At 26.6% G+C, this 24402-nt stretch carries 23 protein-coding genes; 22 read left to right on the plus strand and 1 reads right to left on the minus strand.

Annotated features, from left to right (window positions below):
- From nuoN to lpxB, 22 genes are all read left to right on the plus strand, one after another.
- A complete protein-coding gene (gene nuoN / locus AMN83_RS02425) occupies positions 1–1419 on the plus strand; it encodes an NADH-quinone oxidoreductase subunit NuoN (RefSeq protein WP_075504117.1) in 1419 nt (472 codons plus the stop codon).
- Positions 1419–1952, plus strand: coding sequence for a biotin--[acetyl-CoA-carboxylase] ligase (locus AMN83_RS02430; protein ID WP_075504118.1), 534 nt, complete (start codon positions 1419–1421; stop codon positions 1950–1952). The genes nuoN and AMN83_RS02430 overlap by 1 nt, the downstream gene beginning before the upstream one ends.
- A 3-nt stretch (positions 1953–1955) precedes the next feature.
- A complete protein-coding gene (locus AMN83_RS02435) occupies positions 1956–2702 on the plus strand; it encodes a type III pantothenate kinase (protein WP_075504119.1) in 747 nt (248 codons plus the stop codon).
- A gap of 1 nt (position 2703) precedes the next feature.
- The gene (locus tag AMN83_RS02440) at positions 2704–4362 is read left to right on the plus strand and encodes a ribonuclease J (RefSeq protein ID WP_075504120.1); all 1659 of its coding nucleotides are present in this window, start codon (positions 2704–2706) and stop codon (positions 4360–4362) included.
- Complete coding sequence (locus tag AMN83_RS02445; protein ID WP_075504121.1) at positions 4362–4607, plus strand: DUF1467 family protein; 246 nt, start codon at positions 4362–4364, stop codon at positions 4605–4607. Before AMN83_RS02440 ends, AMN83_RS02445 begins: the two co-directional genes overlap by 1 nt.
- 1 nt (position 4608) lies before the next feature.
- A complete protein-coding gene (proS, locus tag AMN83_RS02450) occupies positions 4609–5943 on the plus strand; it encodes a proline--tRNA ligase (RefSeq protein WP_075504122.1) in 1335 nt (444 codons plus the stop codon).
- On the plus strand, positions 5940–7151 hold the full coding sequence (locus AMN83_RS02455) for an FtsX-like permease family protein (RefSeq protein WP_075504123.1): 1212 nt from the start codon (positions 5940–5942) through the stop codon (positions 7149–7151). Before proS ends, AMN83_RS02455 begins: the two co-directional genes overlap by 4 nt.
- Positions 7144–7821, plus strand: a complete 678-nt coding sequence (locus AMN83_RS02460; RefSeq protein WP_075504124.1) for an ABC transporter ATP-binding protein — start codon at positions 7144–7146, stop codon at positions 7819–7821. The genes AMN83_RS02455 and AMN83_RS02460 overlap by 8 nt, the downstream gene beginning before the upstream one ends.
- Complete coding sequence (gene dnaE / locus AMN83_RS02465) at positions 7814–11230, plus strand: DNA polymerase III subunit alpha (protein WP_075504125.1); 3417 nt, start codon at positions 7814–7816, stop codon at positions 11228–11230. Before AMN83_RS02460 ends, dnaE begins: the two co-directional genes overlap by 8 nt.
- 130 nt (positions 11231–11360) lie before the next feature.
- Positions 11361–12170 carry a 30S ribosomal protein S2 gene (gene rpsB / locus AMN83_RS02470; protein WP_075504126.1) on the plus strand — a complete coding sequence of 270 codons (810 nt, stop codon included), beginning with the start codon at positions 11361–11363 and terminating at the stop codon, positions 12168–12170.
- Positions 12170–13021, plus strand: a complete 852-nt coding sequence (gene tsf / locus AMN83_RS02475; protein ID WP_075504127.1) for a translation elongation factor Ts — start codon at positions 12170–12172, stop codon at positions 13019–13021. Before rpsB ends, tsf begins: the two co-directional genes overlap by 1 nt.
- A complete protein-coding gene (gene frr, locus AMN83_RS02480) occupies positions 13022–13573 on the plus strand; it encodes a ribosome recycling factor (RefSeq protein ID WP_075504128.1) in 552 nt (183 codons plus the stop codon).
- The gene (gene uppS / locus AMN83_RS02485) at positions 13570–14244 is read left to right on the plus strand and encodes a polyprenyl diphosphate synthase (RefSeq protein ID WP_075504129.1); all 675 of its coding nucleotides are present in this window, start codon (positions 13570–13572) and stop codon (positions 14242–14244) included. The genes frr and uppS overlap by 4 nt, the downstream gene beginning before the upstream one ends.
- Positions 14241–14921, plus strand: coding sequence for a phosphatidate cytidylyltransferase (locus AMN83_RS02490; RefSeq protein WP_256998058.1), 681 nt, complete (start codon positions 14241–14243; stop codon positions 14919–14921). The genes uppS and AMN83_RS02490 overlap by 4 nt, the downstream gene beginning before the upstream one ends.
- A complete protein-coding gene (gene dxr / locus AMN83_RS02495; RefSeq protein ID WP_075504176.1) occupies positions 14918–16096 on the plus strand; it encodes a 1-deoxy-D-xylulose-5-phosphate reductoisomerase in 1179 nt (392 codons plus the stop codon). The genes AMN83_RS02490 and dxr overlap by 4 nt, the downstream gene beginning before the upstream one ends.
- A complete protein-coding gene (bamA, locus tag AMN83_RS02500) occupies positions 16089–18341 on the plus strand; it encodes an outer membrane protein assembly factor BamA (protein ID WP_075504178.1) in 2253 nt (750 codons plus the stop codon). Before dxr ends, bamA begins: the two co-directional genes overlap by 8 nt.
- Before the next feature lie 2 nt (positions 18342–18343).
- On the plus strand, positions 18344–18856 hold the full coding sequence (locus AMN83_RS02505; protein ID WP_075504130.1) for an OmpH/Skp family outer membrane protein: 513 nt from the start codon (positions 18344–18346) through the stop codon (positions 18854–18856).
- On the plus strand, positions 18849–19295 hold the full coding sequence (gene fabZ / locus AMN83_RS02510; protein ID WP_075504131.1) for a 3-hydroxyacyl-ACP dehydratase FabZ: 447 nt from the start codon (positions 18849–18851) through the stop codon (positions 19293–19295). Before AMN83_RS02505 ends, fabZ begins: the two co-directional genes overlap by 8 nt.
- Before the next feature lie 51 nt (positions 19296–19346).
- Positions 19347–20327: a UDP-3-O-(3-hydroxymyristoyl)glucosamine N-acyltransferase gene (gene lpxD / locus AMN83_RS02515; protein ID WP_075504132.1), complete on the plus strand. Its 981-nt coding sequence runs from the start codon at positions 19347–19349 to the stop codon at positions 20325–20327.
- Positions 20324–21106 carry an acyl-ACP--UDP-N-acetylglucosamine O-acyltransferase gene (lpxA, locus tag AMN83_RS02520; protein ID WP_075504133.1) on the plus strand — a complete coding sequence of 261 codons (783 nt, stop codon included), beginning with the start codon at positions 20324–20326 and terminating at the stop codon, positions 21104–21106. The genes lpxD and lpxA overlap by 4 nt, the downstream gene beginning before the upstream one ends.
- Before the next feature lies 1 nt (position 21107).
- Positions 21108–21893: a UDP-2,3-diacylglucosamine diphosphatase LpxI domain-containing protein gene (lpxI, locus tag AMN83_RS02525; RefSeq protein WP_075504134.1), complete on the plus strand. Its 786-nt coding sequence runs from the start codon at positions 21108–21110 to the stop codon at positions 21891–21893.
- Positions 21890–22939, plus strand: coding sequence for a lipid-A-disaccharide synthase (gene lpxB / locus AMN83_RS02530; RefSeq protein WP_256998060.1), 1050 nt, complete (start codon positions 21890–21892; stop codon positions 22937–22939). The genes lpxI and lpxB overlap by 4 nt, the downstream gene beginning before the upstream one ends.
- A gap of 64 nt (positions 22940–23003) precedes the next feature.
- Here lpxB and gltX read toward each other — a convergent pair whose 3' ends face one another.
- The gene (gltX, locus tag AMN83_RS02535) at positions 23004–24401 is read right to left on the minus strand and encodes a glutamate--tRNA ligase (RefSeq protein WP_075504135.1); all 1398 of its coding nucleotides are present in this window, start codon (positions 24399–24401) and stop codon (positions 23004–23006) included.
- Between the last annotated feature and the right edge of the window lies 1 nt (position 24402).

Here is a 24402-nt window from a genome sequence, read left to right on the forward strand (position 1 = left end):
ATGGAAAATTTAAATTTAATATTACCTGAAATTTTTATTTCTTTATCAATTATGTTTTTACTTATTTTAGGTGTGTTTAAAAATGACAGTTCTAAAATTACTTTTAATTTATCTTTGTTTGCAATTTTAATTACAACAATAATAACATTCAATGAAACTTTCTTTGTAACTAGAGAAACTTTGTTTAATGAAAGCTTTGTGATTGACAGTATGTCCTCGCTAATGAAAATTATAACTTTAATTGGAGGTTTTTTAGTTTTAGTTATTTCGTCAACTTATTTAAAAACATTTAAAATATATAATATAGAATATCCGGTTCTGATTTTGAGTTCAATTCTTGGAATGATGGTAATGATCAGTTCAAATGATTTAATTGTTTTTTATATGGGCCTAGAATTACAGTCATTAGCTCTATATGTTTTAGCTACATATAACAGAGATCAATTAAAATCATCAGAAGCTGGTTTGAAATATTTTGTTTTAAGTGCATTATCATCAGGATTATTATTATATGGATGTTCTTTAGTTTATGGTTTTTCAGGTTCTACCAATTTTGATATAATATCAAATCAACTAAATTCTGAGGAATATGTTTTAACTTTTGGGATTGTCTTCATATTAGTTGGTTTAGCATTTAAAATTTCTGCAGTTCCATTCCATATGTGGGCACCTGATGTTTATGAAGGATCTCCAACAACTGTTACTTTGTTTTTCACAATAGTACCAAAGGTAGCTGCTTTGACTGTATTTATTAGATTTTTATATGTTCCTTTTTTAAATTTAATTGATCAATGGCAAATGATAATAGTTTTCTTATCTATAGCTTCTATGGTTTTTGGAGCAGTTGCTGCTATAGGACAAACTAATATTAAAAGACTAATTGCTTACAGTTCTATAGGACACATTGGTTACACATTAGCTGGTTTAGCCACAGCATCAAACGAGGGAATTCAAAGTTCGATAATTTATATTTCTATTTATGTTGTTATGAATTTAGCTCTTTTTTCATGTCTATTAATGTTAAGAAGAAAAGATCAATATTATGAAAATATTGATGATCTCTCAGGATTATCAAAAAACCATCCACTATTATCTTTATGCTTGCTTGTAATATTGTTTTCTTTAGCAGGTATACCGCCTTTGGCAGGTTTCTTCGCAAAATTTTACGTTTTTAAAGCAGTATTGGAACAATCAATGTATTTCTTAGCTATAGTAGGGTTGTTATCAACTGTGGTTGCAGCTTTTTATTATCTAAGAATTATAAAAATTATGTATTTTGATAAGGAAAGAGATAAATATGACAATGACCATAGCTTATGGTTAAAACTTTCTCTTACAGTTTCAACGATATTAATTCTTTTATACTTCATATTCCCAAGTCAGTTAATAGAAGTTGTTTCAAGAATTAATATTATTTGATGAAATTAAAAAAATTTAAATTTAAAAAAGTTAAAAGTACAAATAATATTGCAATAAGAATTATCAAAGAAACTAAATACAACTTAGGTATGGTTGTTGCTGAAACACAAGTGAATGGTAGAGGACAGTATGGAAGAAAATGGATATCGTTAAAAGGAAATTTGTTTATATCATTCTTTAATGAACTTAATAAAACAAAACTATCGATTAACACTATAACAAAAATCAATTGTCTTTTAGTAAAAAAATTACTCTCGTTATTTACAAGTAAAAAAATTTTATTTAAAAAACCAAATGACTTATTAATTGATAAAAAAAAGATTAGTGGCATTTTACAAGAAGTCATATTTATAAGAGGTAAAAAATTTTTAATTACTGGCATAGGCATAAATATTAAAAAAAATCCAATTATTAAGAATTATCCTGCCACAAACTTGCAAGAGGTAACTAAAAAAAGTATTAGTAAATTAATTGTAGAAAATAAACTAAAACAACTTTTTGAAAAAAATTTATCGAAATTGTATAAAAATTAAATAATGTATATTCTAGGTGATATTGGTAATACGGAAACAAAATTATGTATTGTTTCTAAAAATAATAAAATTTCAAAAAAAATTACTTTTTTATCAAAATCTATAAACAACAAGCAGCTTAATATTTTATTTAAAAAAAATAAAATTCAATTAAATAAAATTGAAAAAATATTATTTTGTAGTGTCGTTCCAAAAACATTTTCTATAATTAATAAATTTTTATCGAAAAAAGTTAAACTAAAATGCTATGAGGTTAAAAAATTAAAATTAAAATCACTTATAAAAATCAATGTAGATTATAAACAGGTAGGCTCAGATAGAATTACTAATGCTATAAGTTTAATGAATAACAAAAATAATTTTATAATTTTAGATTTTGGTACAGCAACAACTTTCGATGTAATTATTAGAAATACTTATTTTGGAGGAATTATTGCCCCGGGTGTGAGATTATCTCTTAATACCTTGTCTGACAAAGCAACTTTGATTCCAAAAATAGATTTAAAAAAGATTAATAAAGTGATTGGCAAAAATACAATCTCTGCTGTTAGATCAGGCTTTTTTTGGGGTTATGCGGGTTTAATTGACAATATTATTAATTTAATTAAGAAGGAAACTGGAAAATCTTTTAAAGTAATTATTACTGGTGGATTTTCAGATTTATTTAAAAACTCAATAAAAACGAAAGCAAGTCACAACCAAGATATTACAATTAAAGGCTTAATAAAGATTTCAAAGTTAATTAAATAATATGAAAGATGAACTATTATTTTGTCCATTAGGTGGATCAGGCGAAATAGGCATGAATATGAATTTGTTTGGCTATGGGCAGCATAGTGATCATAAATGGATTATGGTCGACATAGGCGTAACATTTGCAGATGATACTATTCCAGGTGTTGATTTAATTTATCCAGATCCTGGGTTTATAGTAGAAAGAAAAGACAATTTATTAGGAATAGTTTTAACACACGCACACGAGGATCACATTGGTGCAATTGCTCATCTATGGCCAAAATTACAATGTAAAATTTTTGCAACTCCTTTTACAGCTGTATTAATTCGAGAAAAATTTAGAGAAAAACAAATCGATATAACTAATGATTTACAGATTGTTGAGTTAAATGGAAAGGTTTCTCTGGATCCATTTGAAATTGAATACATTACTTTAACGCATTCTATATTAGAACCAAACGGACTTAGAATAAAAACTCCTGCAGGCGTTATTTTGCATACTGGAGATTGGAAGGTAGATCCAAATCCTTTGATTGGAGACAATATAAACGAAAAAAGATTAAAGGAAATTGGTGAAGAAGGAGTGCTAGCAATGATTTGCGATTCAACAAATGTTTTTAGCGCCGGTAGATCAGGTTCAGAATTAGATGTAAGAAAAAATATGTTAAACGTTATGTCTCGTTTAAAAAAAAGAATTATCATAACTTCCTTTGCCTCAAATGTAGCAAGAATGGAGACAGCTTTTTATTGTGCAGAACAAACAGGAAGACAAATCTCTTTAGTTGGTAGATCAATGCATCGTATTTATAAAGCTGCGCGTCAATGTGGATATTTAAAAAATACAATTGAGCCAATTGATCCAAGAGAAGCTAAAAATTTTTCAAGAGAAAAAATTGTGTATTTATGTACTGGAAGTCAAGGCGAACCCATGGGTGCAATGATGAGAATTTCTAGCTATGTTCATCCAGATGTTTTTATTGAAAAAGGTGATGCTGTCATTTTTTCTTCAAAAATCATACCTGGCAATGAAAAAAAACTCTATAAACTTCACAACCAACTTGTAAAGGATGGAATAGAGGTAATATCTGAAGAAACCGAGTTTGTTCATGTTTCTGGGCATCCAAATAGAGAAGATCTTAAAGAGATGTATCAATGGGTAAAACCTAGATGTGTAATACCTGTACACGGTGAACATAGGCACATGATAGAACACATTAATTTTGCAAAAGAAATGCAAGTGCCACATCCAGTTCAAGTCGAAAATGGTGATATTGTTAAGTTATATCCAGGTGAAAAACCTGAAGTATATGACAAGGCCCCGAGCGGCAGACTTTATTTAGATGGTAGTGTAAGCGTTGATCCAGATTCACAATCGATAAAAGATAGAAAAAATTTAAGTGTTAATGGATATCTTGAGGTAACAATAATGATTACACCTAAAGGTAATATACACAATAACCCTATTCTTTCATTTCGTGGTTTACCTGTAGATGATCGAGATGATTTTGTTTATGGATTAGAAGAGGAAATAGAGAAAACCTCTAGAACTTTTAAAATTGGAAGCAAACAACAAGAACACAATCTTATTGACGCATTAAAAATTGCCTGTAGAAAATTTTCAAAAGAGAGAACAGGGAAAAAACCTTTTACCAATATCAATTTAGTAAGAATTTAATGAGCGCAACAGGCTTAGCTATTATCTATATAATTATATGGTGGATAGTTTTTTTTGCTATTCTACCTATTGATGTGAATCGAGCAAAGACTGTAAAAATTGAAGGTGAGGATCCTGGCTCACCTGAAAATCCAAAAATGCTGAAAAAATTCCTTTATTGCACTGGAATTACCACTGTCATTTTCATAATAATTTACTTATTAATTAAATTTGAATATTTAAATTTAAGAAATATGATTAATTAAGATGTTTTTATCAAATTCATTTATACCAATATTAAAAAATAATCCTTCGGAAGCAAAAATTAAATCTCATCAATTGATGTTGAGAGTAGGAATGATCAAGCAAGCCTCAGCAGGAATTTATTCATGGTTACCTTTAGGTTTTAAGGTAATGAAAAAAATAGAAGACATTGTCAGACAAGAACAAAACAAAATTGGAGCTCAAGAAATATTAATGCCAACAATTCAATCCAGTGAAATTTGGAAAGAAAGTGGTCGTTATGACGATTATGGTGAAGAGATGTTAAGAATAACCGACCGTCAAAATAGAGAAATGTTATATGGACCAACCAATGAGGAACAAGTTACTGAAATTTTTAGATCTTCAATAAAATCTTATAAATCACTCCCACAACTTATGTATCATATTCAATGGAAGTTCAGAGATGAAATTAGACCTAGATTTGGAATTATGCGTGGTAGAGAGTTTTATATGAAAGATGCTTATTCATTTGATGTATCAGATGAAGAAGCTTTTTATTCTTATAATAAATTCTTTCTTTCTTATTTAAGAACATTTAAAAGATTATCTTTGACAGCAATACCTATGGCTGCTGACACAGGACCTATAGGTGGAAATTTATCTCATGAATTTATTATTCTTGCAGATACAGGTGAAAGTAAAATTTTCACTGACAAAAGAATATTTGATCTTGATACTGCTGATACTCAACTAGAAAAAACATCGTTGGAAAATATGAGAAAAAAATATGAACAGTTTTATGCTGTAACTGATGAAAAGTTTAATAAAGAAGATTTTGAAAAAATTGTTTCTAAGGAAAATCAATTGATTACAAAAGGTATCGAGGTAGGTCATATATTTTATTTTGGTGACAAGTATTCAAAACCAATGGGGGCATCAGTTGATTTACCAGGGGGGAAGAAAGATTTTGTTAAAATGGGCTCTTATGGAATTGGTGTGTCAAGGTTAGTAGGGGCTATAATTGAAGCAAAATATGATGACAAAAATGAAATCATGAAATGGCCATTGTGTGTTGCTCCTTATGACATTGCTTTAATACCCATGATAAATAAAAATGACACCTCAGCTTTAGATAAAGCAAATAATATCAATATAGAATTAATCAAAAATAATATTGATGCAATCATTGATGATACAGATGAAAATTTTTCATCTAAAATTAAAAAAATGAATTTAATTGGAGCCCCGTATCAAATCATTATTGGTAAGAAAAGCGAAGGTGATTTATTAGAGTTTAAAGAAGCTGGTGAAGAAACTCAAAATTTACCACTAGGTAAAATTATAGAAATTATAACTAAACGAAAAAATTCAATTTGATTTCTACTTTAGAAAAAGAAATTACTTTTAGATTTTTAAAAACCAGAAAAAAAGATGGTTTTTTGAATGTTATATCAATTTTTTCTTTTATTGGCATAAGTCTCGGTGTTGCAGTTCTTATCATCGTAATGTCAGTCATGAATGGATTTAGAACTGAATTAATTGAAAAGATAGTTGGCTTTAATGCTCATGCAGTTGTCAAACCCTACGATAAACCGTTAGCTTCATTATCAGATAAAGATTTTGCTAAAGGTGTTTTGTCAAATGACGGAGAAGCAGTTATTTTTCACAAGAATGGCACTAAAGGAGTTTTGCTAAAAGGTTATTTGGAAAAAGATTTTAATGATCTGGAAATTTCAAATAATGATAGTTTTTTTGGTTCAAAAAATTTAAATGAAAATACCATTTCTATTGGTAGAGATTTAAGTAATATATTAGGATTAGATATTGGAGATGAGGTTTCAATTACTTCACCCTCAGGAGTTCAAACGTTAGTTGGGTCTTTACCAAAGCAAAAATTATTTCTTATAACTTCAATATTTGAAAGCGGATTATCTGAATATGATGAAAATATTGCTTATATTAATTTAAACACTTTAGAAGATTTTTTTGACAAAAATAAAAATCATAGATTTACCGAGTATTATTTTAAAGATCCAAAAAATATAGAAAATTATAAAGCAAAACTGATGAAACTATACCCTGATGCATTTGTATATACATGGGCTGATATGAATAGTTCATTATTTTCAGCACTGAAAGTTGAGAGAAATGTGATGTTTATTATTTTATCTTTAATTATTATTGTCGCTGCTTTTAATATAATTTCAGGTTTAACAATTTTAGTTAAAAATAAAACTCGAGATATTGCAATTTTAAAATCTATTGGAGTTTTAAATAAATCTATAATTAAAATTTTTTTTCTTGTTGGTGTTACAATTGGAACTTCAGCAACAATTTTTGGAATATTTTTAGGTGTAACATTCTCAATTTATGTAGAAAACATTAGACAATTTTTAAGCTCTACTTTTAATATTAGTTTATTTCCAGAGGAAATATATTTTTTAAGCAAGATGCCCTCAGAAATAAATATTAATTCTATATTAATTATAACAATCTGTTCGATATTAATAACAATAGTAGTTTCTATATTTCCAGCGCTCAAATCTGCAAATATGGATCCTATAAAATCACTGAAGTATGAATAATTTTTTAGAATTAAATAATATAAGTAAAAGTTTTACTACAGAAAAAAAAATTAATGTATTAAGAGGTCTATCTAGAAAATTTAGGTTAGGTAAAACATACGCAATAATGGGACCTTCTGGTTCCGGAAAATCAACTTTACTTAATTTAATTTCGTTAATTGATAAACCAACATCTGGTACAATTAAGTTTGATAATCTTGAGATTAATTTTAATCAAAATGAAAAAAATGATTTAATTAGAGCTAAAAAACTAGGCATCGTTTACCAAGAAAATAATCTTCTTGCTGATTTTACAGCACTGGAAAACGTTTATTTTGCCTCTTTATCTCTTAATAACGATAAAAAATTAGCATTATCTAAAGCTGTAAAATTATTAAAAAAAGTTGGACTTTCAAATAGATTAAATCATTTCCCCTCTCAACTTTCTGGAGGTGAATGTCAAAGAGTTGCAATAGCAAGAGCGATTATTAATGATCCTCAAATTATTTTAGCTGATGAGCCAACTGGTAGTTTAGACATGAATACAGCTAAAGATATTTTTAAACTTTTAAACAAACAAAAAAGATCAGACAGAATAATTATATTTGCAACTCATAATAGATTTTTTGCAAAAAAAGCAGATTATCTATTGGAGATGAGAGATGGTAGTATAAAATCATCTAATGTCTGAGTCTGTCTTACAAAATTTTAATCATTTAAAAATACATACACAATATTCAATTTGCGAAGGAGCGGCTAGAATTGATGATTTGCAAGAATATTCTAAGAAAAATAAAATAAAATCCCTAGGTTTGTGTGATACCTCAAATTTATTTGGTGCACTAGAATTTGCTGAAAAGATCTCAAAGTCTGGTGCTCAGCCAATAATTGGAACTCAAATTAATTTTAAAACTGGAGAAACAACAGGTTTACTTCCATTGTTTGCTCTAAATGAAGTTGGATATAAAAATATAATAGAACTTTCATCTTTATCGTATTTGGAAAACGATGAATTGTCAGATCCGCATGTAGATTTTGAATTATTATTAAGCCATTCCAAAGGTGTTGCTGTATTTTCAGGAACTGTTTTTGGTTTATTTGGTAAATTATTTGATAAAGGAAAGTTTAGTGAAATTGATGAGCTTTATAATAAAATTAAAAATGCTTTTGTTGACAGATTTTACATAGAGATTCAAAGACATAATGACCAAAATGAAATCGGATTTGAAAAATTTAATTTAAAAAAATCTTTAGATTTAGAAATACCTATTATTGCAACTAATGAAGTTTTTTATTTAGATAAAGAAATGCACGAAGCTCATGATGCTTTAATTTGTATTGGCAACAAGACATACGTAAATGAAAAAAACAGATTAAGATTTACTGACCAACATTATTTAAAAACTAACTCAGAGATGTCTGAATTATTTGCTGACTTACCTGAAGCTTTAGAAAATAATTATAATTTTCCATTAAGATGTAGTTATAGACCGTTATTTTCTAACCCAATATTGCCCAATATTAGCAGTGACAAAGATGGAAATGCGGATGAAATTTTAAAAAAAGATTCCATTGAAGGATTAAAAGTCAAATTCAATAAGATCTTTAATTTAAGTAATGAAAATTTAGAAAGTAACAATTCTTACAAAGAGTATAAGAACAGGCTTAATCATGAACTTTCTATTATTATAGAAATGAAATATTCTAGTTATTTTCTTATAGTTGCTGACTATATTAAATGGGCAAAAAATAATGATATCCCGGTAGGTCCTGGAAGAGGCTCAGGCGCTGGTTCATTAGTAGCTTGGTGTTTATCAATTACAGATGTAGATCCAATAAAATTTAACCTCATTTTTGAAAGATTTTTAAATCCAGATAGAATTTCAATGCCTGATTTTGATATAGATTTTTGTGAGGATAAAAGAGATCAAGTTTTTGAGTATCTAACTACAAAATATAAAGACAGTGTAGCTCACATTATAACATTTGGTAAATTAAAAGCACGAATGGTAATTAGAGATGTTGGAAGAGTTTTGGGATTAGCATATGGATTTGTTGACAGCATATCTAAGATGATACCTTTTGATCCTTCTAGACCGCAAAATTTAACACAGTGCATTGCTGGTGAGCCAAGATTACAAAAACTCATAAATGATGATCCAAGAGTAAAGAAACTTACTGATCTCTCATTAAAATTAGAAGGTCTAAATAGAAATGTTGCTACACATGCCGCTGGAGTAGTAATAGCAGATAAAAAACTTACCGAAGTTGTTCCTTTATACAAAGATGTTTCTGCAGATTTATTATTACCATCTACTCAATTCGATATGTACTCAGCAGAAAATGCAGGTCTAGTAAAATTTGATTTTTTGGGCTTAAAAACACTTACCGTAATTAACAACACACAAAAACTTGTAAGAAAAAAAATTAAAGATTTTGATATAGAAAAAATAAATTACGAAGATCAAAAAGTTTTCGATTTAATGTCAACTGGTAAAACAGTTGGCTTATTCCAAATTGAAAGTGCTGGTATGAGAGAAGCCTTAATTCAAATGAAGCCAAATCATATTGAAGATATTATTGCTTTAGTTGCTCTATACAGACCAGGACCAATGAGCAATATTCCAACATATAATGACTGTAAACATGGGAAACAAAAACCAGATTATTTACACCCACTTCTAGAAGATATTTTAAAACCAACTTATGGTGTAATTATTTATCAAGAACAGGTAATGCAGATTGCACAAAAATTATCAGGATTTACAGCAGGACAAGCAGATCTTTTGAGAAGAGCAATGGGTAAAAAGAAAAGAGCAGAACTTGAAAAACAGAAACAAGGTTTTATTGCTGGAGCTGTTAAAAATGGAATAGCAAAAGATGTAGCTGCTGGAATTTTTTTAAAAATCGAACCATTTGCAGAATATGGCTTCAATAAAAGTCACGCTGCAGCATATGCAATTATTTCTTACCAAACTGCGTTTTTAAAAACATATTATCCAAAAGAGTTTATTGCCGCATCAATGACTATGGATATATCTAACCAAAATAAGTTAAGTGAATTTTACGAAGAATTAAAAAGATTAAATGTTGAAGTTGTTCGTCCTGATATAAATGAATGTTTTGAAGATTTTAGAACTATAGATAACAAATTTTATTATGCTTTAGGTGGTATTAAAGCTGTAGGTTTTGAGGCAATATCAAACATAGTTGAAGAAAGAACTTTAAATGGAAAATTCTTATCTATTCATGATTTTATAAATAGGGTAAATCCAAAAGATATAAACAAACTTCAATTAGAAGGTTTAGTTAAAGCAGGTGCTTTTGATAAAATAAATACAAATAGACAAGCTTTGTTTGATTCAATTCCAACTTTAATAGCTAAAAGTAAAAATATATTTGATAACAAATCTGTTAATCAGATTGATTTATTCTCAGATGACGAAAATGACCAAGATGATATTTTGACTAAATCTGAAGATTGGAAATTTGAGGAAAGATTATCAAAAGAATTTGAAGCAGTAGGTTTCTTTATTTCAGACCATCCGTTAAATCAATTTACAGAAATTTTTAGTGATTATAAAATAATAGATTATTCAAGTTTTATCTCAAAAGAGTATTTAAAAGATTCTAATATTGCTGCTACATTGTTAAAAGTTCAAGAGAGAAAAACTGCAAAAGGAAATTCTTATGCTGTTTTAAAATTAACTGATTTATCAAGTGTGTTTGAACTTTTTATTTTCTCTGACGTTTTAGAATTAAATAGAGAAATTTTGAAAGAGGGTAGTTCTCTTATTTTGACATTATTTAAAAATGTTTCTAATGATGAAAATCGACTAACAAGAATTAATGTTCAAAAAATAGCTTCACTTAAAGATTTATTTAATAGCCCTATAAACGAAGTCTCATTTGATCTTAGTTCTGACGAACAAATTGAAAAAATATCTAAAATTTTGCAAGATGTAGGAAATACTGTTGTAAATATTAATTTAGTTAAAGGAGATAATATCATTCAATTCAGATTGAAAAATCCACGTAAATTAGATCGTAAATCGTTAAATCTCCTAAGAAATCAAGAAATTAAGGCAATAATTAACTAAATAATTACTTGTTATATTTAGTAAATATTTGTAAATAATCTTCAAATTAAATTAACACGCACACAGTTTTTGGTTTTATACCTCCGGTCCTTAATTGGAAATTACTGTGGTGGCATAACCGGGAATAAATATGAAAATACCAAACGTTACAATTCAACAATTATTAGAGGCAGGTGTTCATCTTGGACATAAAACTTTGAGATGGAATCCAAAAATGAAAAAATATATTTTTGGAAAAAGAGACACAATTCACATTATAGACTTAACTCAAACATTAGAGCTAACTAAATTGGCTTTAGAAAAAGTTTATCAAACTATTGCAAATAATGGAAAAATTTTATTTGTATCTACAAAAAAACAAGCATCAGAGGCAATAGCAGAAGTTGCTAAAGAAACAGACCAATATTTTGTTAACTACAGATGGTTGGGAGGCATGTTAACTAACTGGGGAACAATTTCAAATTCAATAAAGAAATTAAAAAAACTGGAAACTGATTTAGTAGCTGAAAATAGAGGTTTTACAAAAAAAGAACTTTTAAAAATGAGTGTTAAAAAAGATAAGCTTCAACGATCTTTAGGTGGAATAGCTGAAATGAAAAAGATTCCAGATTTAGTATTTGTTATTGACACAAATTACGAGTCTCTTGCTATTGCTGAATCTTCAAAATTAGGAATACCAATTATTGCTATACTGGATAGTAATTCAAATCCAGACAATATTGATTATCCAATCCCAGGTAATGATGATGCAAGAAGAGCTATTGATCTTTATTGTAATTTAATCAAAGAAACTATCAATAGTGCTAAAAGTTCTGCTACTGTGGAACAGGCAAAAAAAGATAAAGCTAAAGATGAGAGTAAAATAAAAACTGTTCAAGAAGTAGACAGAGAAAAATTAGAGAAAAAATTTTCTAAAGTAGGTAAGGAGAAATTAAATTAATGAGTGATATAGAAAAAGTAAAGAAACTTCGAGAAGCAACTGGAGCAGGTTTTAAAGATTGCAATTTAGCCATAAAAGAATCAAATGGTAATTTAGATAAAGCAATTGAAATTTTAAGAGTTAAAGGAATTTCAAAAGCGTCAAAAAAGATGTCTAGAGATGCGAAAGAAGGAGTTGTTGTAGTCAGTGGAGACGACATAAAGACTTCAATAATAGAAATTAACTGCGAAACAGATTTTGTTGCCAAAAATGATGATTTTATTAATTTTGTAAAAGAACTAAGCGAATTAAATAATGAAAAAAATTCAAATATTGATGAATTAAAATCTGCAAAAATGAAAAATGGTCAAACAGTTGATGATAATTTAGTTGCATTGATTGCTAAGATTGGTGAAAAAATTACAATCGGTAAAGCTAAAACCATTCAAAATTCTGATGGAGTAAATAATCACTATCTTCATACTGTTGTAAAAGACAATGTTGCAAAATTAGCTGTTATGGTATCTTTAAATACAAAAGATAATTCAGATATAGTTAAAACATTTAGTAAACAATTATCAATGCATATAGCAGCCTCAAATCCTCTAGCTTTAGAATCTGGCTCAATAGATCAAGCAATTATTGATAAAGAACAAGAGCTGGTTACTGAAGAGTTAAAAAACTCTGGAAAACCAGATGAGATTGTAAAAAAAATAAGCTTAGGTAAGATGAACAAATTTAAAGAAGAAAATGCTCTTTTAACTCAAGCTTGGGTAATGGAGCCAAAGAAAAAAGTTCAAGATGTGCTGAAAGAACTTTCTATAGCTGATTTAAAAATTAAAGAGTTTTATAGAATTAAGATTGGAGAATAAATGTTTGATGAGAAGTCATACAGCCTTAAAATGGATAAAGCCATTGAGGTTTTCTCAAAAGAATTGTCTTCTTTAAGAACAGGAAGAGCAAATGCCTCAATGCTAGATTTGATAAAAGTTGATGTTTATGGTCAACAAATGCCAATTAATCAAATTGGAAGTATAACAACTCCAGAACCAAGAATGATAAATATTCAAGTATGGGATACAAACAATGTTCAGTTAGTAGATGCTGCAATTAAAAAATCTGATTTAGGTCTAAACCCTCAAATAGACGGTCAATTAATAAGATTGCCTGTACCAGAGCTAAACGAAGAAAGAAGAACTGAGCTAAAAAAATTAATAAAATCTATTGGAGAAAAATGTAAAGTTTCAATAAGAAATGTTCGTAGAGAAGCGAATGAGGATTTAAAAAAACTTCTTAAGTTAAAAACAATTGGTGAAGATGACGAAAAAAATTATGAAAAAAAAGTTCAAACTATTACAGATAGTCACATAAAATTAGTAGACGAAAAAGTTTCTTCTAAAGAAAAAGAAATAATGACAATATGAACCCACTAAATCATGTAGCCATTATCATGGATGGTAATGGGAGATGGGGATTAAAACACAAAAAATCTAGAAATGCTGGACATAAAGCCGGATTAAATTCAGTCGAAAAAATTATTCGAGCATCAATTAAAAATAATATTAAATATTTGACACTTTTTGCTTTTTCTACAGAGAATTGGAAAAGACCAAAAAAAGAGATAAATTATTTATTTAACTTACTTGAAATATTTTTGAAAAATAAAATCAATGACTTACATAAGAAAAATATCAAATTAAAAATAATAGGAATAAAAAATTTTTCCTCTAAGCTAAATAAACTTTTAATTTTTTCAGAAAATAAAACAAAAACAAACAAAAAATTGCAAATTAATTTAGCTCTGAATTACGGTTCTAAATCTGAATTAATGAATGCTTTTAAACAGTTGCAAAAAACCAAAAAAAATCTAAATGAAAAGAATTTCATAAAATACTTGCAAACAAGAAATATTCCAGATCCCGATATACTAATAAGAACAGGCAATACTCACAGGTTAAGTAATTTTTTGTTATGGCAAATAGCATACGCAGAAATTTTTTTTGTAAAGAAATTATGGCCCGATTTTAATGAAAAAGATTATAATAAAATTATTAAAAAATTTAAATCTATTAAGAGAAATTTTGGAAATGTATGATTTCAAAAGATTTAACAAAAAGAATAATTACTTCTATTCCTCTCATTTTTTTATTGGTATTTTCATTTATCAATTCTTTTGTTCTAATAATATCTTTAATAATAGTTTCATTAATTTCATGGATTGAATTTAACGAATTAATATCTAAAATTTATATTCAAAATAATTATAAAAATAAATTTTATAAAGTTGTTATTAATTTTTTAATTTTAATCTATTTAACTATATTTTCTTTGCTAATATTTATTGGAATTACTCAAGATAATTTTAAATTACCAATCTTTTTTTTATTTTGCATATGTATTTTTTCAGATTTAGGTGGTTTAATATTTGGAAAAATTTTTAAAGGCAGAAAATTAACCAAAATCAGTCCTAACAAAACAATTTCAGGCTCTATAGGGTCGTTTATACTTTCATTAATTTTGGTACCAATCTTTCAACCTTATTTTAATATTCATTTTTCAAATTCATATGACTTAATTTTGTTAGCCATATTCACATCTTTTTATTCCCAGATAGGAGATTTATTTATTTCTTTCTGTAAAAGGAAAGCCAAAGTCAAAGATGCAGGTTATATTTTACCAGGACATGGAGGAATTTTAGATAGGATAGATGGTATGTTAGTTGCAGTTCCACTTGGTATGGCTACATGGGAGTTTTTAGTGGTAATTGTATGAAAAAAAAAATAGCTATAATTGGTTCTACAGGATCTATTGGAAAAAATTTATTAGATATTGTTAATAGAGATAAAAAAAATTTTGAAATTTTATTGCTAACAGCAAACAAAAATTATAGAGAATTATTTAAACAAGCAAAGAAATTTAATGTTAAAAATTTAATTATTACTGATCAGAAAAGTTTTCAGATTTTAAAAAAAAAAAATAAAAACGCTAAAATAAATATTTTTAACGATTTTTCTAAACTCTCATTAATATTTAAAAAAAAAATAGATTATTTAATGAGTTCAATCACTGGTATAGATGGATTAAAACCTACTTTAAAAAGTATAAAATTTACTAAAACTATTGCAATTGCAAATAAAGAATCAATTGTATGTGGATGGAATTTAATTAATAAAGAATTAAAAAAAAACAAAACAAGTTTTATACCTGTTGACTCTGAACATTTTTCATTATGGTATGGCTTGAGGTCATTTAATTCAGAGACTATTGAAAAAATTTATTTAACAGCTTCTGGTGGACCTTTATTTAATTTATCATTAAATAAATTTAAAAACGTTTCAATTAATCAAGCTTTAAAACATCCAAATTGGTCAATGGGAAAAAAAATTTCAATTGATTCTGCTACAATGATGAATAAAATTTATGAAGTTATTGAAGCCAAAAATATTTTCAACTTATCTTATAATAAAATTAAAATTTTAATTCATCCCCAATCATATGTTCATGCATTAATTAAATTTAAAAGTGGTCTAATAAAAATTATTGCACATGATACAACAATGAAAATACCGATTTTTAATACAATTTATTTAAACAACAATAAATATTTTGAAACAACAGATGTTAATATTAATTCTTTAAATAACTTAAATTTTTCCAATATTAATACAAATAGATATCCCATGACAAGATTGTTGAATATTTTACCTACAAAATCATCTCTTTTTGAAACTGTAATTGTTTCAGCAAACGATACATATGTCGAACTTTTTTTAAATAAAAAAATTAAATTTATAGAAATTCAAAAAAATCTTTTTAAATTAATTAAAAACAAAAAATTTATAAAATTTAAAAATAGACAGCCAAAAAATGCTGATGAAATTATAAAATTAAATAATTATGTTCGTTTTAAAATATTAAAAAATGTATATAAATCTAAAAATGTTTAATAAGATTAAAAATATATCAGCGTATATTCTTTTGATTTTAATATTGATTTCTAAACCTGTATATTCGCAAATAATTAATAAAATTGAAATTGTAGGTAATGAAAGAATTACTGACGAAACTATTATAATGTTTTCAAATTATAATAATGGTTTGTCAATCAATTCAGATCAAGATCTTAATATAATTTTAAAAAATATATATGATACAAATTTTTTTAAAAATGTATCAATTAATTTTTCTAACAATATATTAACTATTAATGTAGAGGAATTTCCCATTATAGAAAATATTTTTTTTGAAGGTATTAAAGCTAATAAAATTAAAGAGAAAGTTTTTGCAAATTTAAAACTTAAATCAAGATCTTCTTTTAATAATGTTTTTTTAAAACAAGATAAAAATAAAATAGAAAATAATTTAAAAGATCTAGGCTATTTTTTTTCAGATGTCGAAGTAATTTTGACTGAACTTGAAGATAATAAAATTGAATTAAAATATTCTGTTAATTTAGGTGAAAAAGCAAGAATTCATAAAATAACCTTTATTGGAGATAAAAAATTTAAAGATAGAAAATTAAAAAGAATTATTGCTAGCGAAGAATATAAATTTTGGAAATTCATTTCTGGAAAAAAATATTTAAATCAAAATCTGATAGAATTTGATTCGAGATTGTTAAACAATTTTTATCTTAATAACGGTTATTATAATGCAAAAATTAATACTTCTTTTGCCAAATTAACAGATACAAATAGTTTTGAGATAATTTTTAATATTGATGCTAATGAAAAATATTTCTTTAACAATCTTAGTTTAAATTTACCTGTTGACTTTGATACAGGTAATTTTGAACAAATAGAGTATCTATTTCAAAATCTTAAAGGTAAAAGTTATTCAATTAACAAAATAGAAGATATACTTGAAGAAATAGATAAAATTACCTTACAAGAACAATTCGAAAGTATTTCAGCTACTGTAGACGAAGAAATTTTAAATAATCAGATTAATTTAACTTTCAATATTGATAAAACTGAAAGGTTATTTGTAGAAAAAATTAATATTTTCGGAAACAATATCACCAGAGAAAATGTAATTAGAAACCAATTAGAACTTGATGAAGGTGATCTATATAATGAGTTACTTGAAAAAAAATCAGTGAATAATTTAAAAAATTTAAGGTTTTTTAAAAGTGTAAAATCTAACGTTAAGCAAGGAAAAAAACCTAATAGTAAGATTATAGATATTTCAGTTGAAGAAAAAGCCACTGGTGAAATAGCTGCAGGTGCAGGATTTGGAACATCTGGAGCAAATTTTTTATTTTCAGTAAAAGAAAATAATTACTTGGGCAAAGGTATACAGGTTGAAAATACAGTAATGGTTAGTGAGGAAAGTATTAAAGGCACTATCTCAATAAACAATCCAAATTATAATAATTCAGATAAACAAGTTAGCTTATCTATTCAAGCACTTGAAACAGATAGATTGGAAAATTTTGGCTATAAAACAAATAAAAATGGTTTTACATTAGCATCAAGCTTTGAATATTATGATGATTTATTTTTAGGCATCGGCACCTCAAATTATTATGAGAAAATTAGTACAAACTCGACAGCATCAGCAAGACAAAAAAGCCAAGAAGGAAATTATTGGGATAGTTTTTTAAATTTAAATTTAAATTATGATAAAAGGAATCAAAAATTTCAAACTACTGATGGTTATCAATCTCGCTACTTTATTGATATCCCAATTGTAAGTGATACAAATACTTTGAGTAATACTTATAGTTATAAATATTTTACTGAGCTTTATAATAATAATATTTCAACACTTTCCATTTTTTTGAAATCAGTAGAATCAATATCAAATGATGATATAAAACTTTCAGAAAGAATATTTCTACCTTCAAATAGATTAAGAGGTTTTGAGAGAGGAAAGATTGGTCCAAAGGATGGAAATGATTTTGTTGGTGGAAATTACGCCTCAGCAGTAAATTTTTCATCTACAATACCACAACTTTTTGAAAACTCACAAAACGTAGATTTTTTATTTTTTGTTGATGCAGCAAATTTATGGGGAGTTGATTATGACAGCTCTTTAGATGTAAATGATAAAATTAGAAGTTCCTTTGGAATTGGAATTGATTGGCTCACTCCAATTGGTCCTATGAGTTTTACTTTGGCAGAAACTTTATCTAAAGCTGACACTGATGTAACAGAGTCATTTAGCTTTAATATTGGTACGACATTTTAAGTATGAAATTATATAAAACAGTATTAATAATTTTTTTTTTTTTTAATTTAAATATAGCTCATAGCAATGAAAGTATATATTTTATAGACTTAGACAAGTTAGTAAAAAATTCAAATTTAGGTAAAAAGACATTAGCAAAAATTGAAAACCTTAATAAAAAAAATATTGAAAATCTGAAAATTAAAAACAATGAATTAAAAAAAAGAGAAAACGAAATTAAAACCAAACAAAACGTTGTCTCCAAAGAAGAACTAGATAAAGAGATCAATATTTTAAGAAATAAAATTAATGAATTTAAGATAATAAAAGATCAAATGGTTTTAGATTTTGAGAAAAAAAAAAACGAAAATATGAATAATTTATTTTTAACCTTTAACCCAATAATACAAGACTATATGAAAAAAAATTCAATTGATATATTGCTCGAAAGTAAAAATGTATTTATAGGTAAAAATAATTTAGATATAACAAATGATATAATTAAAGAAGTTAATGTAAAATTTAAAAATGAATAAACTTGATAAAAACCAAATAAGAGAATTATTGCCTCATAGAGAACCAATGTTACTTATAGATGAGTTGTATGATATAAAGAAATTATCATCTGCTACAGCTGTTGTAGAAGTTAAAAAAGATAGTTTTTTTGTACAAGGTCATTTTCCTGAAAATCCAGTAATGCCTGGTGTTTTAATTGTAGAGTCATTTGGTCAAGCTGCAGCTGCACTGACTGCTCATGGTTTAGATAAATCTACATATGAAAACAAACTTGTTTTTTTAATGGGTGTTGAAAAAGCTCGTTTTAGAAATCCCGTTATTCCTGATTGCAAACTGATACTTAAAATAAACGCTATAAGATCACACGGTAAGGTTTGGAAGTATAAAGGTGAAGCTTTTGTAGATGATAAAAAAATGGCTGATGCAATTTGGTCAGCTACTATTGTAGATAAGAAATAAATAGCAATAATTCTTGATAACTAATTTTAAAATGCTTTGTTAAAAGTATTTATGTCTCATCCTTTCTTTAAAAATTATGGTCCATTTTCAGTTTCTGAGATTATAAAATGTTTAAATATCAAAAGTGATAAATTAAAATCTGATCAAAAAATTACAGATATAAAAGATCTATTTACAGCAAATAATTCTGATATTACTTTTTTTCATTCTAAAAAATACAAAGATACTGCCAAAAACACAAAAGCATCTTTCTGCATAACCACAGAGTCTTTAAAAAAAGATCTACCCAAACATTGTAATTCTTTAACTGTTGAGAATGTTTTAGTTGCCGTTTCTAATTTGACCTCTAAGTTTTATCCCGATTCAATTAATGATAATTTTGACGAAACTGCAATTTCTATATCAGAAACAAAACTTAAAGATAAAGTTAAATTCGGAAAAAATGTTTTAGTTGGTAACAATGTATCTTTTGGATCAAGCTGTGTAATAGGTCATAATTCTATTATTGAAAAAAATGTTAATATTGGAAACAATTGTTCAATTGGTTCAAATACAATTATTAGAAATACAATTATTAAAGACAATGTAAGAATTTTAGATGGATGTGTTATAGGTAAACATGGATTTGGATTTTTTCCCTTGAAAAATCAAAATTTAAGATATCCACATATAGGTATAGTTATAATTGAAGATAATTGTGAGGTAGGGTGTGGAGCTACTATAGATAGAGGCTCAATGTCAAATACAGTAATTGGAAAAAATACTTATTTGGATAATCAGATACATATAGCTCACAATGTTAAAATTGGTGAAAATTCTATTATAGCTGGACAAGTTGGTATAGCTGGTAGTTCTGTCATCGGAAACAATGTTAAAATTGGTGGACAAGCTGGGATTTCAGGACATCTTAAAATTGGAAATAATGTTGAAATAGGAGGTGGTTCTGGTGTTATAAGAAGTATTCCTGACAATACTAAAGTAATGGGGTACCCAGCAAAAAATATTAAGGAATTTTTAAGAGATAATAAATGATACACAAAACAGCAATTATTGATTCAGAAGCTAAAATTTCAAAAAACGTTAAAATTGGTCCTTATTCTGTCATAGGTCCTGATGTTGAAATTGGAGAAGGTACAGTTGTTCAATCATACGTAAATATTACAGGACAAACAATAATTGGGAAAAATAATATTATTTATCCATTTGCTTCAATTGGCAATCATCCCCAGGATTTAAAATTTAAAGGTGAAAAAACTAGATTAGAGATAGGAGATAATAATAAAATTAGAGAATATGTTACAATTAACCCAGGAACAAAAGGGGGAGGAGGATTAACAAAAATTAGCAATAATTGTTTGTTCATGGTTTCAGCCCATATTGCACATGATTGTTTTGTTGGTGATAATGTTATTTTAGCAAATAATGTACCTTTGGGAGGTCATGCACATATTGGCGATAATGCAATTATTGGTGGTAATTCAGCTGTCCAACAATTCACAAGAGTAGGCAAATCAGCAATGATTGGTGGTATGTGCGGTGTAGTTAGAGATATAATTCCTTATGGTATTGCACATGGAAACAGAAGTGTTTTGCAAGGATTGAATTTAATAGGTCTAAGAAGAAAAAATATTCCAAATAAAGAGATAATGACTTTGAGTGATGCTTATAAAGAAATTTTTAAGAACGAAAATTTAACAGAAAATTTAAGCAATTTATCAAATGTATTAAAGAATAATGAATTAGTTGCAGAAGTTATTAAATTTATAGAAATGGATAAGAAAAGACCAATTTGTACTCCATTTTCAAAATAAAATGATAGGTTTGTTTTTAGGTGACACTGATTTTTCAGATATAGTTCTAAGTAAAGTTAAGAAATTAAAAAAAAAATATTTTATAATTGATTTTTCAAAAAATAATAAATTTAAAAAAGATAAAAATTCATTCAGAATAAGTATTGGAAAATTTGGAAGAATAATAAATATAATTAAACAAAAAAAATGTCAGAAAGTTTTGTTCGCAGGTAAAATTTCAAAACCAAATTTTTATTCTTTAAGATTAGATTTAAAAGGGATTTATTATATGCCAAGTGTAATAAGAGCAGCCAAAATAGGTGATGCCGCTATAATTAAATCAATTATAAAAATTTTAAACAATGAAGGAATTAAAGTTATAAGCTCTATATTTTTTAATCCAGAATTATCTTTAAGGAGAGGAAATTATAGTAAATTTAAACCAAATAAACTGGATATAATTTCAATAAAAAAAGGTAAAGCTTATTTTAACAAAACAAAAAGTTTAGACCATGTTCAGGCCATAGTTGTCAAAGATGGTAAAATTTTAGCTAAAGAAGGAAGAGAGGGAACAAAAAAAATGCTATCAGAATTGAAGAAAAATTCAGATGGAATTTTAATAAAACTCCCAAAAAAGAAACAAGATTTAAGAATGGACTTACCAACAGTTGGTCTACAAACTTTTAAAGATATTAAAAAGTATGGATTACGGGGTGTCGTTTTACAATCTAAAAAGAATATTTTTCTAGATAAAATCAAATGCATTAAATTTGCTAATAAGAACAAGATATTTATCAATATTATATGAAAAAAATATTCATACTCACAGGTGAGCCTTCTGGAGATAAATTAGCTTCAACGGTTATATCAAAGTTAAAATCTCAAAATCCTAATATTGAATATTCATCTGTTGGTGGAAATCATTTAAAAAAATTAGGAATTGAAAGTATTTTTAATTTAAATGAAATAACTTATCTAGGTTTTACAAGTATTTTATTAAATATCTTTAAAATTAGAAAAAAAATTAACTACACTGTTAATGAAATAATAAAATTTAATCCTGATATATTATTTTCTGTTGATAGCCCTGATTTTACTATGCGTGTCGCTGAAAGAGTTAAAAAAATTAACAATAATATTAAAATAATTCATTATGTAGCTCCACAAGTTTGGATATGGCGAAAAAATAGAGTAAAAAAAATTAAAAAATATATCGATCATATTCTTCTTTTATTTGACTTTGAAAAAAAATATTTTGATGAAGAAAAAATTAAAAATACTTTCGTTGGACACCCATTAATTGAGAATAATCAAGTTAATAAAAAAATTGTTGAAAATATAATTCCTAAAGATAAAAAAATAATATCAATTTTCCCTGGAAGTAGAAAATCTGAAACAGACGTATTATTAAATATTTTAATTGATTTTATAAAACTAATAAACAAAAGACATAATGATTTTTATTTTTACTTTCATGCAACTGATGAAAACAAAAATTTAATTTTGTCAGAAATTAAAAAATTTAATATTGAAAATGTAGATGTGGTTTCAGACGAAGGTATTAAATCTAAAATTTTATCTAATTCAATTTTTGCTGTATCTAAATCTGGTACAGTTTCACTGCAAATTTCGAGCTCAAATATACCTTCTATAATTATTTATAAACTCAGTTTTATAAATTTTATGATATTTAAAATGTTAGTTAATGTTAAATTTGCAAATATAATTAATATTATCAATAATCGTGAAGTAATTCCTGAATTGTTACAAAGTGAATGTAATGCTGATGAAATTTATAGATCTGTAATTTATCTTTTAAAAAACCCTGACCTTATCAAAAAAACAATTATCTGATTGTTCAAAAACATTAGAAGGAATTAGATCTAAAACTTCTTCATCTGAAGAGGCTTGTTTAGTTTTAAGAAATTATCTTAGCTAGTCTTTTTAAAACTTCTTCTTTACCAAGAGCTATAACTATATCATATAATCCAGGACCAAATTTTGATCCTGTTAAACCAATTCGTATAGGCTGACCGACACCTTTAAAATTTGTATCATTTATTTTTATTAAATTATTTACTACAGGCTCTAAATTCTCTTTATTTATTTTTGAAATAGATGATAATTCTTTAATAAATTCTGAAATAATTTTTTTTGCTTTATCATCTATTAATTTAATATCATCCTCATTGAAGTTAACTTCATCATTTATGATGAATTTTGAATTATTGTAAATGTCTTCTAATGTTTTAGCCTTATTTTTTAAAAATGATAATGAGGATTTAACTTTTGTTTCTTTGTCATTTTTAATTTCTTCTTTATAAATTTTACAATATTCGTCTAGACATTGATAAAGATCGTTCTCATCGATTGTTTTTATATAATGCTCATTCATTGATAATATTCTACTCATATCTAGTTTTGATGGTGATTTTCCAATACCTGCTAAATTAAAGTGTTCAATGCTCTCTTCTAGAGTAAATATTTCTTTATCTTGATATGACCATCCTAATCTAAGTAAATAATTTCTTAATGCACCAGGCATTATTCCTATTTTTGAGTAATCATCCAAAGTTGAGGCATTATCTCTTTTTGAAAGTTTTTTACCTTCAATAGTATGAATTAGTGGAATATGTGCAAATTCTGGAACATCCCAACCCATTGCTTGGTATATTTGTATTTGTTTAAAAGTATTTATCTTATGATCATCTCCTCTAATTATATGTGTCATTCCCATTTGATGATCGTCAACAGTTGCAGAAAGATTATAGGTTGGTGTTCCATCGTTTCTTAAAATTATAAAATCTTCTATTGTATTATTTTCAATTTCAACACCTCCTTGAACTAAATCATTAAGTTTAGAAGTTCCCTCTATTTTACTTTTAAATCTAATTACGGGTTTAATATCTTTAGGAGCATCTTTTTCATCAGCATCTCTCCATTTTCTATTATAAATATATGGCATCTTTTTTTGCCTAGCTCTTTTTTTTTGTTCCTCTATCTCTTCAGCAGAGCAGTAGCATTTATATGCGTTGCCTTTTTTTAATAATTCATTAGCAATTTTAATATGATCTTCTATTTTTTGTGACTGAACATATTCTTCACCATCATGTTCAATCCCTATCCACTTTAATGATTTAATAATTTGTATTTTGTGTTCCTCTTTTGATCTTTCTTTGTCAGTATCTTCAATTCTTAGATGAAAAGTTCCCTTTTGATTTTTAGAGAACAACCAATTAAATAAGGCAGTTCTAACCCCTCCAATATGCAGAGCTCCAGTAGGGGATGGAGCAAAACGTGTTGCTACTTTAGACATC

Source organism: Candidatus Pelagibacter communis (assembly GCF_001180025.1).
Classification (GTDB): domain Bacteria; phylum Pseudomonadota; class Alphaproteobacteria; order Pelagibacterales; family Pelagibacteraceae; genus Pelagibacter; species Pelagibacter ubique_A.

Coding starts and splice junctions, on each gene's coding strand:
- nuoN (WP_075504117.1), top strand. CDS start 1: ATGGAAAATTTAAATTTAATATTACCTGAAATTTTTATTTCTTTATCA.
- AMN83_RS02430 (WP_075504118.1), top strand. CDS start 1,419: ATGAAATTAAAAAAATTTAAATTTAAAAAAGTTAAAAGTACAAATAAT.
- AMN83_RS02435 (WP_075504119.1), top strand. CDS start 1,956: ATGTATATTCTAGGTGATATTGGTAATACGGAAACAAAATTATGTATT.
- AMN83_RS02440 (WP_075504120.1), top strand. CDS start 2,704: ATGAAAGATGAACTATTATTTTGTCCATTAGGTGGATCAGGCGAAATA.
- AMN83_RS02445 (WP_075504121.1), top strand. CDS start 4,362: ATGAGCGCAACAGGCTTAGCTATTATCTATATAATTATATGGTGGATA.
- proS (WP_075504122.1), top strand. CDS start 4,609: ATGTTTTTATCAAATTCATTTATACCAATATTAAAAAATAATCCTTCG.
- AMN83_RS02460 (WP_075504124.1), top strand. CDS start 7,144: ATGAATAATTTTTTAGAATTAAATAATATAAGTAAAAGTTTTACTACA.
- dnaE (WP_075504125.1), top strand. CDS start 7,814: ATGTCTGAGTCTGTCTTACAAAATTTTAATCATTTAAAAATACATACA.
- rpsB (WP_075504126.1), top strand. CDS start 11,361: ATGAAAATACCAAACGTTACAATTCAACAATTATTAGAGGCAGGTGTT.
- tsf (WP_075504127.1), top strand. CDS start 12,170: ATGAGTGATATAGAAAAAGTAAAGAAACTTCGAGAAGCAACTGGAGCA.
- frr (WP_075504128.1), top strand. CDS start 13,022: ATGTTTGATGAGAAGTCATACAGCCTTAAAATGGATAAAGCCATTGAG.
- uppS (WP_075504129.1), top strand. CDS start 13,570: ATGAACCCACTAAATCATGTAGCCATTATCATGGATGGTAATGGGAGA.
- AMN83_RS02490 (WP_256998058.1), top strand. CDS start 14,241: ATGATTTCAAAAGATTTAACAAAAAGAATAATTACTTCTATTCCTCTC.
- dxr (WP_075504176.1), top strand. CDS start 14,918: ATGAAAAAAAAAATAGCTATAATTGGTTCTACAGGATCTATTGGAAAA.
- bamA (WP_075504178.1), top strand. CDS start 16,089: ATGTTTAATAAGATTAAAAATATATCAGCGTATATTCTTTTGATTTTA.
- AMN83_RS02505 (WP_075504130.1), top strand. CDS start 18,344: ATGAAATTATATAAAACAGTATTAATAATTTTTTTTTTTTTTAATTTA.
- fabZ (WP_075504131.1), top strand. CDS start 18,849: ATGAATAAACTTGATAAAAACCAAATAAGAGAATTATTGCCTCATAGA.
- lpxD (WP_075504132.1), top strand. CDS start 19,347: ATGTCTCATCCTTTCTTTAAAAATTATGGTCCATTTTCAGTTTCTGAG.
- lpxA (WP_075504133.1), top strand. CDS start 20,324: ATGATACACAAAACAGCAATTATTGATTCAGAAGCTAAAATTTCAAAA.
- lpxI (WP_075504134.1), top strand. CDS start 21,108: ATGATAGGTTTGTTTTTAGGTGACACTGATTTTTCAGATATAGTTCTA.
- lpxB (WP_256998060.1), top strand. CDS start 21,890: ATGAAAAAAATATTCATACTCACAGGTGAGCCTTCTGGAGATAAATTA.
- gltX (WP_075504135.1), bottom strand. CDS start 24,401: ATGTCTAAAGTAGCAACACGTTTTGCTCCATCCCCTACTGGAGCTCTG.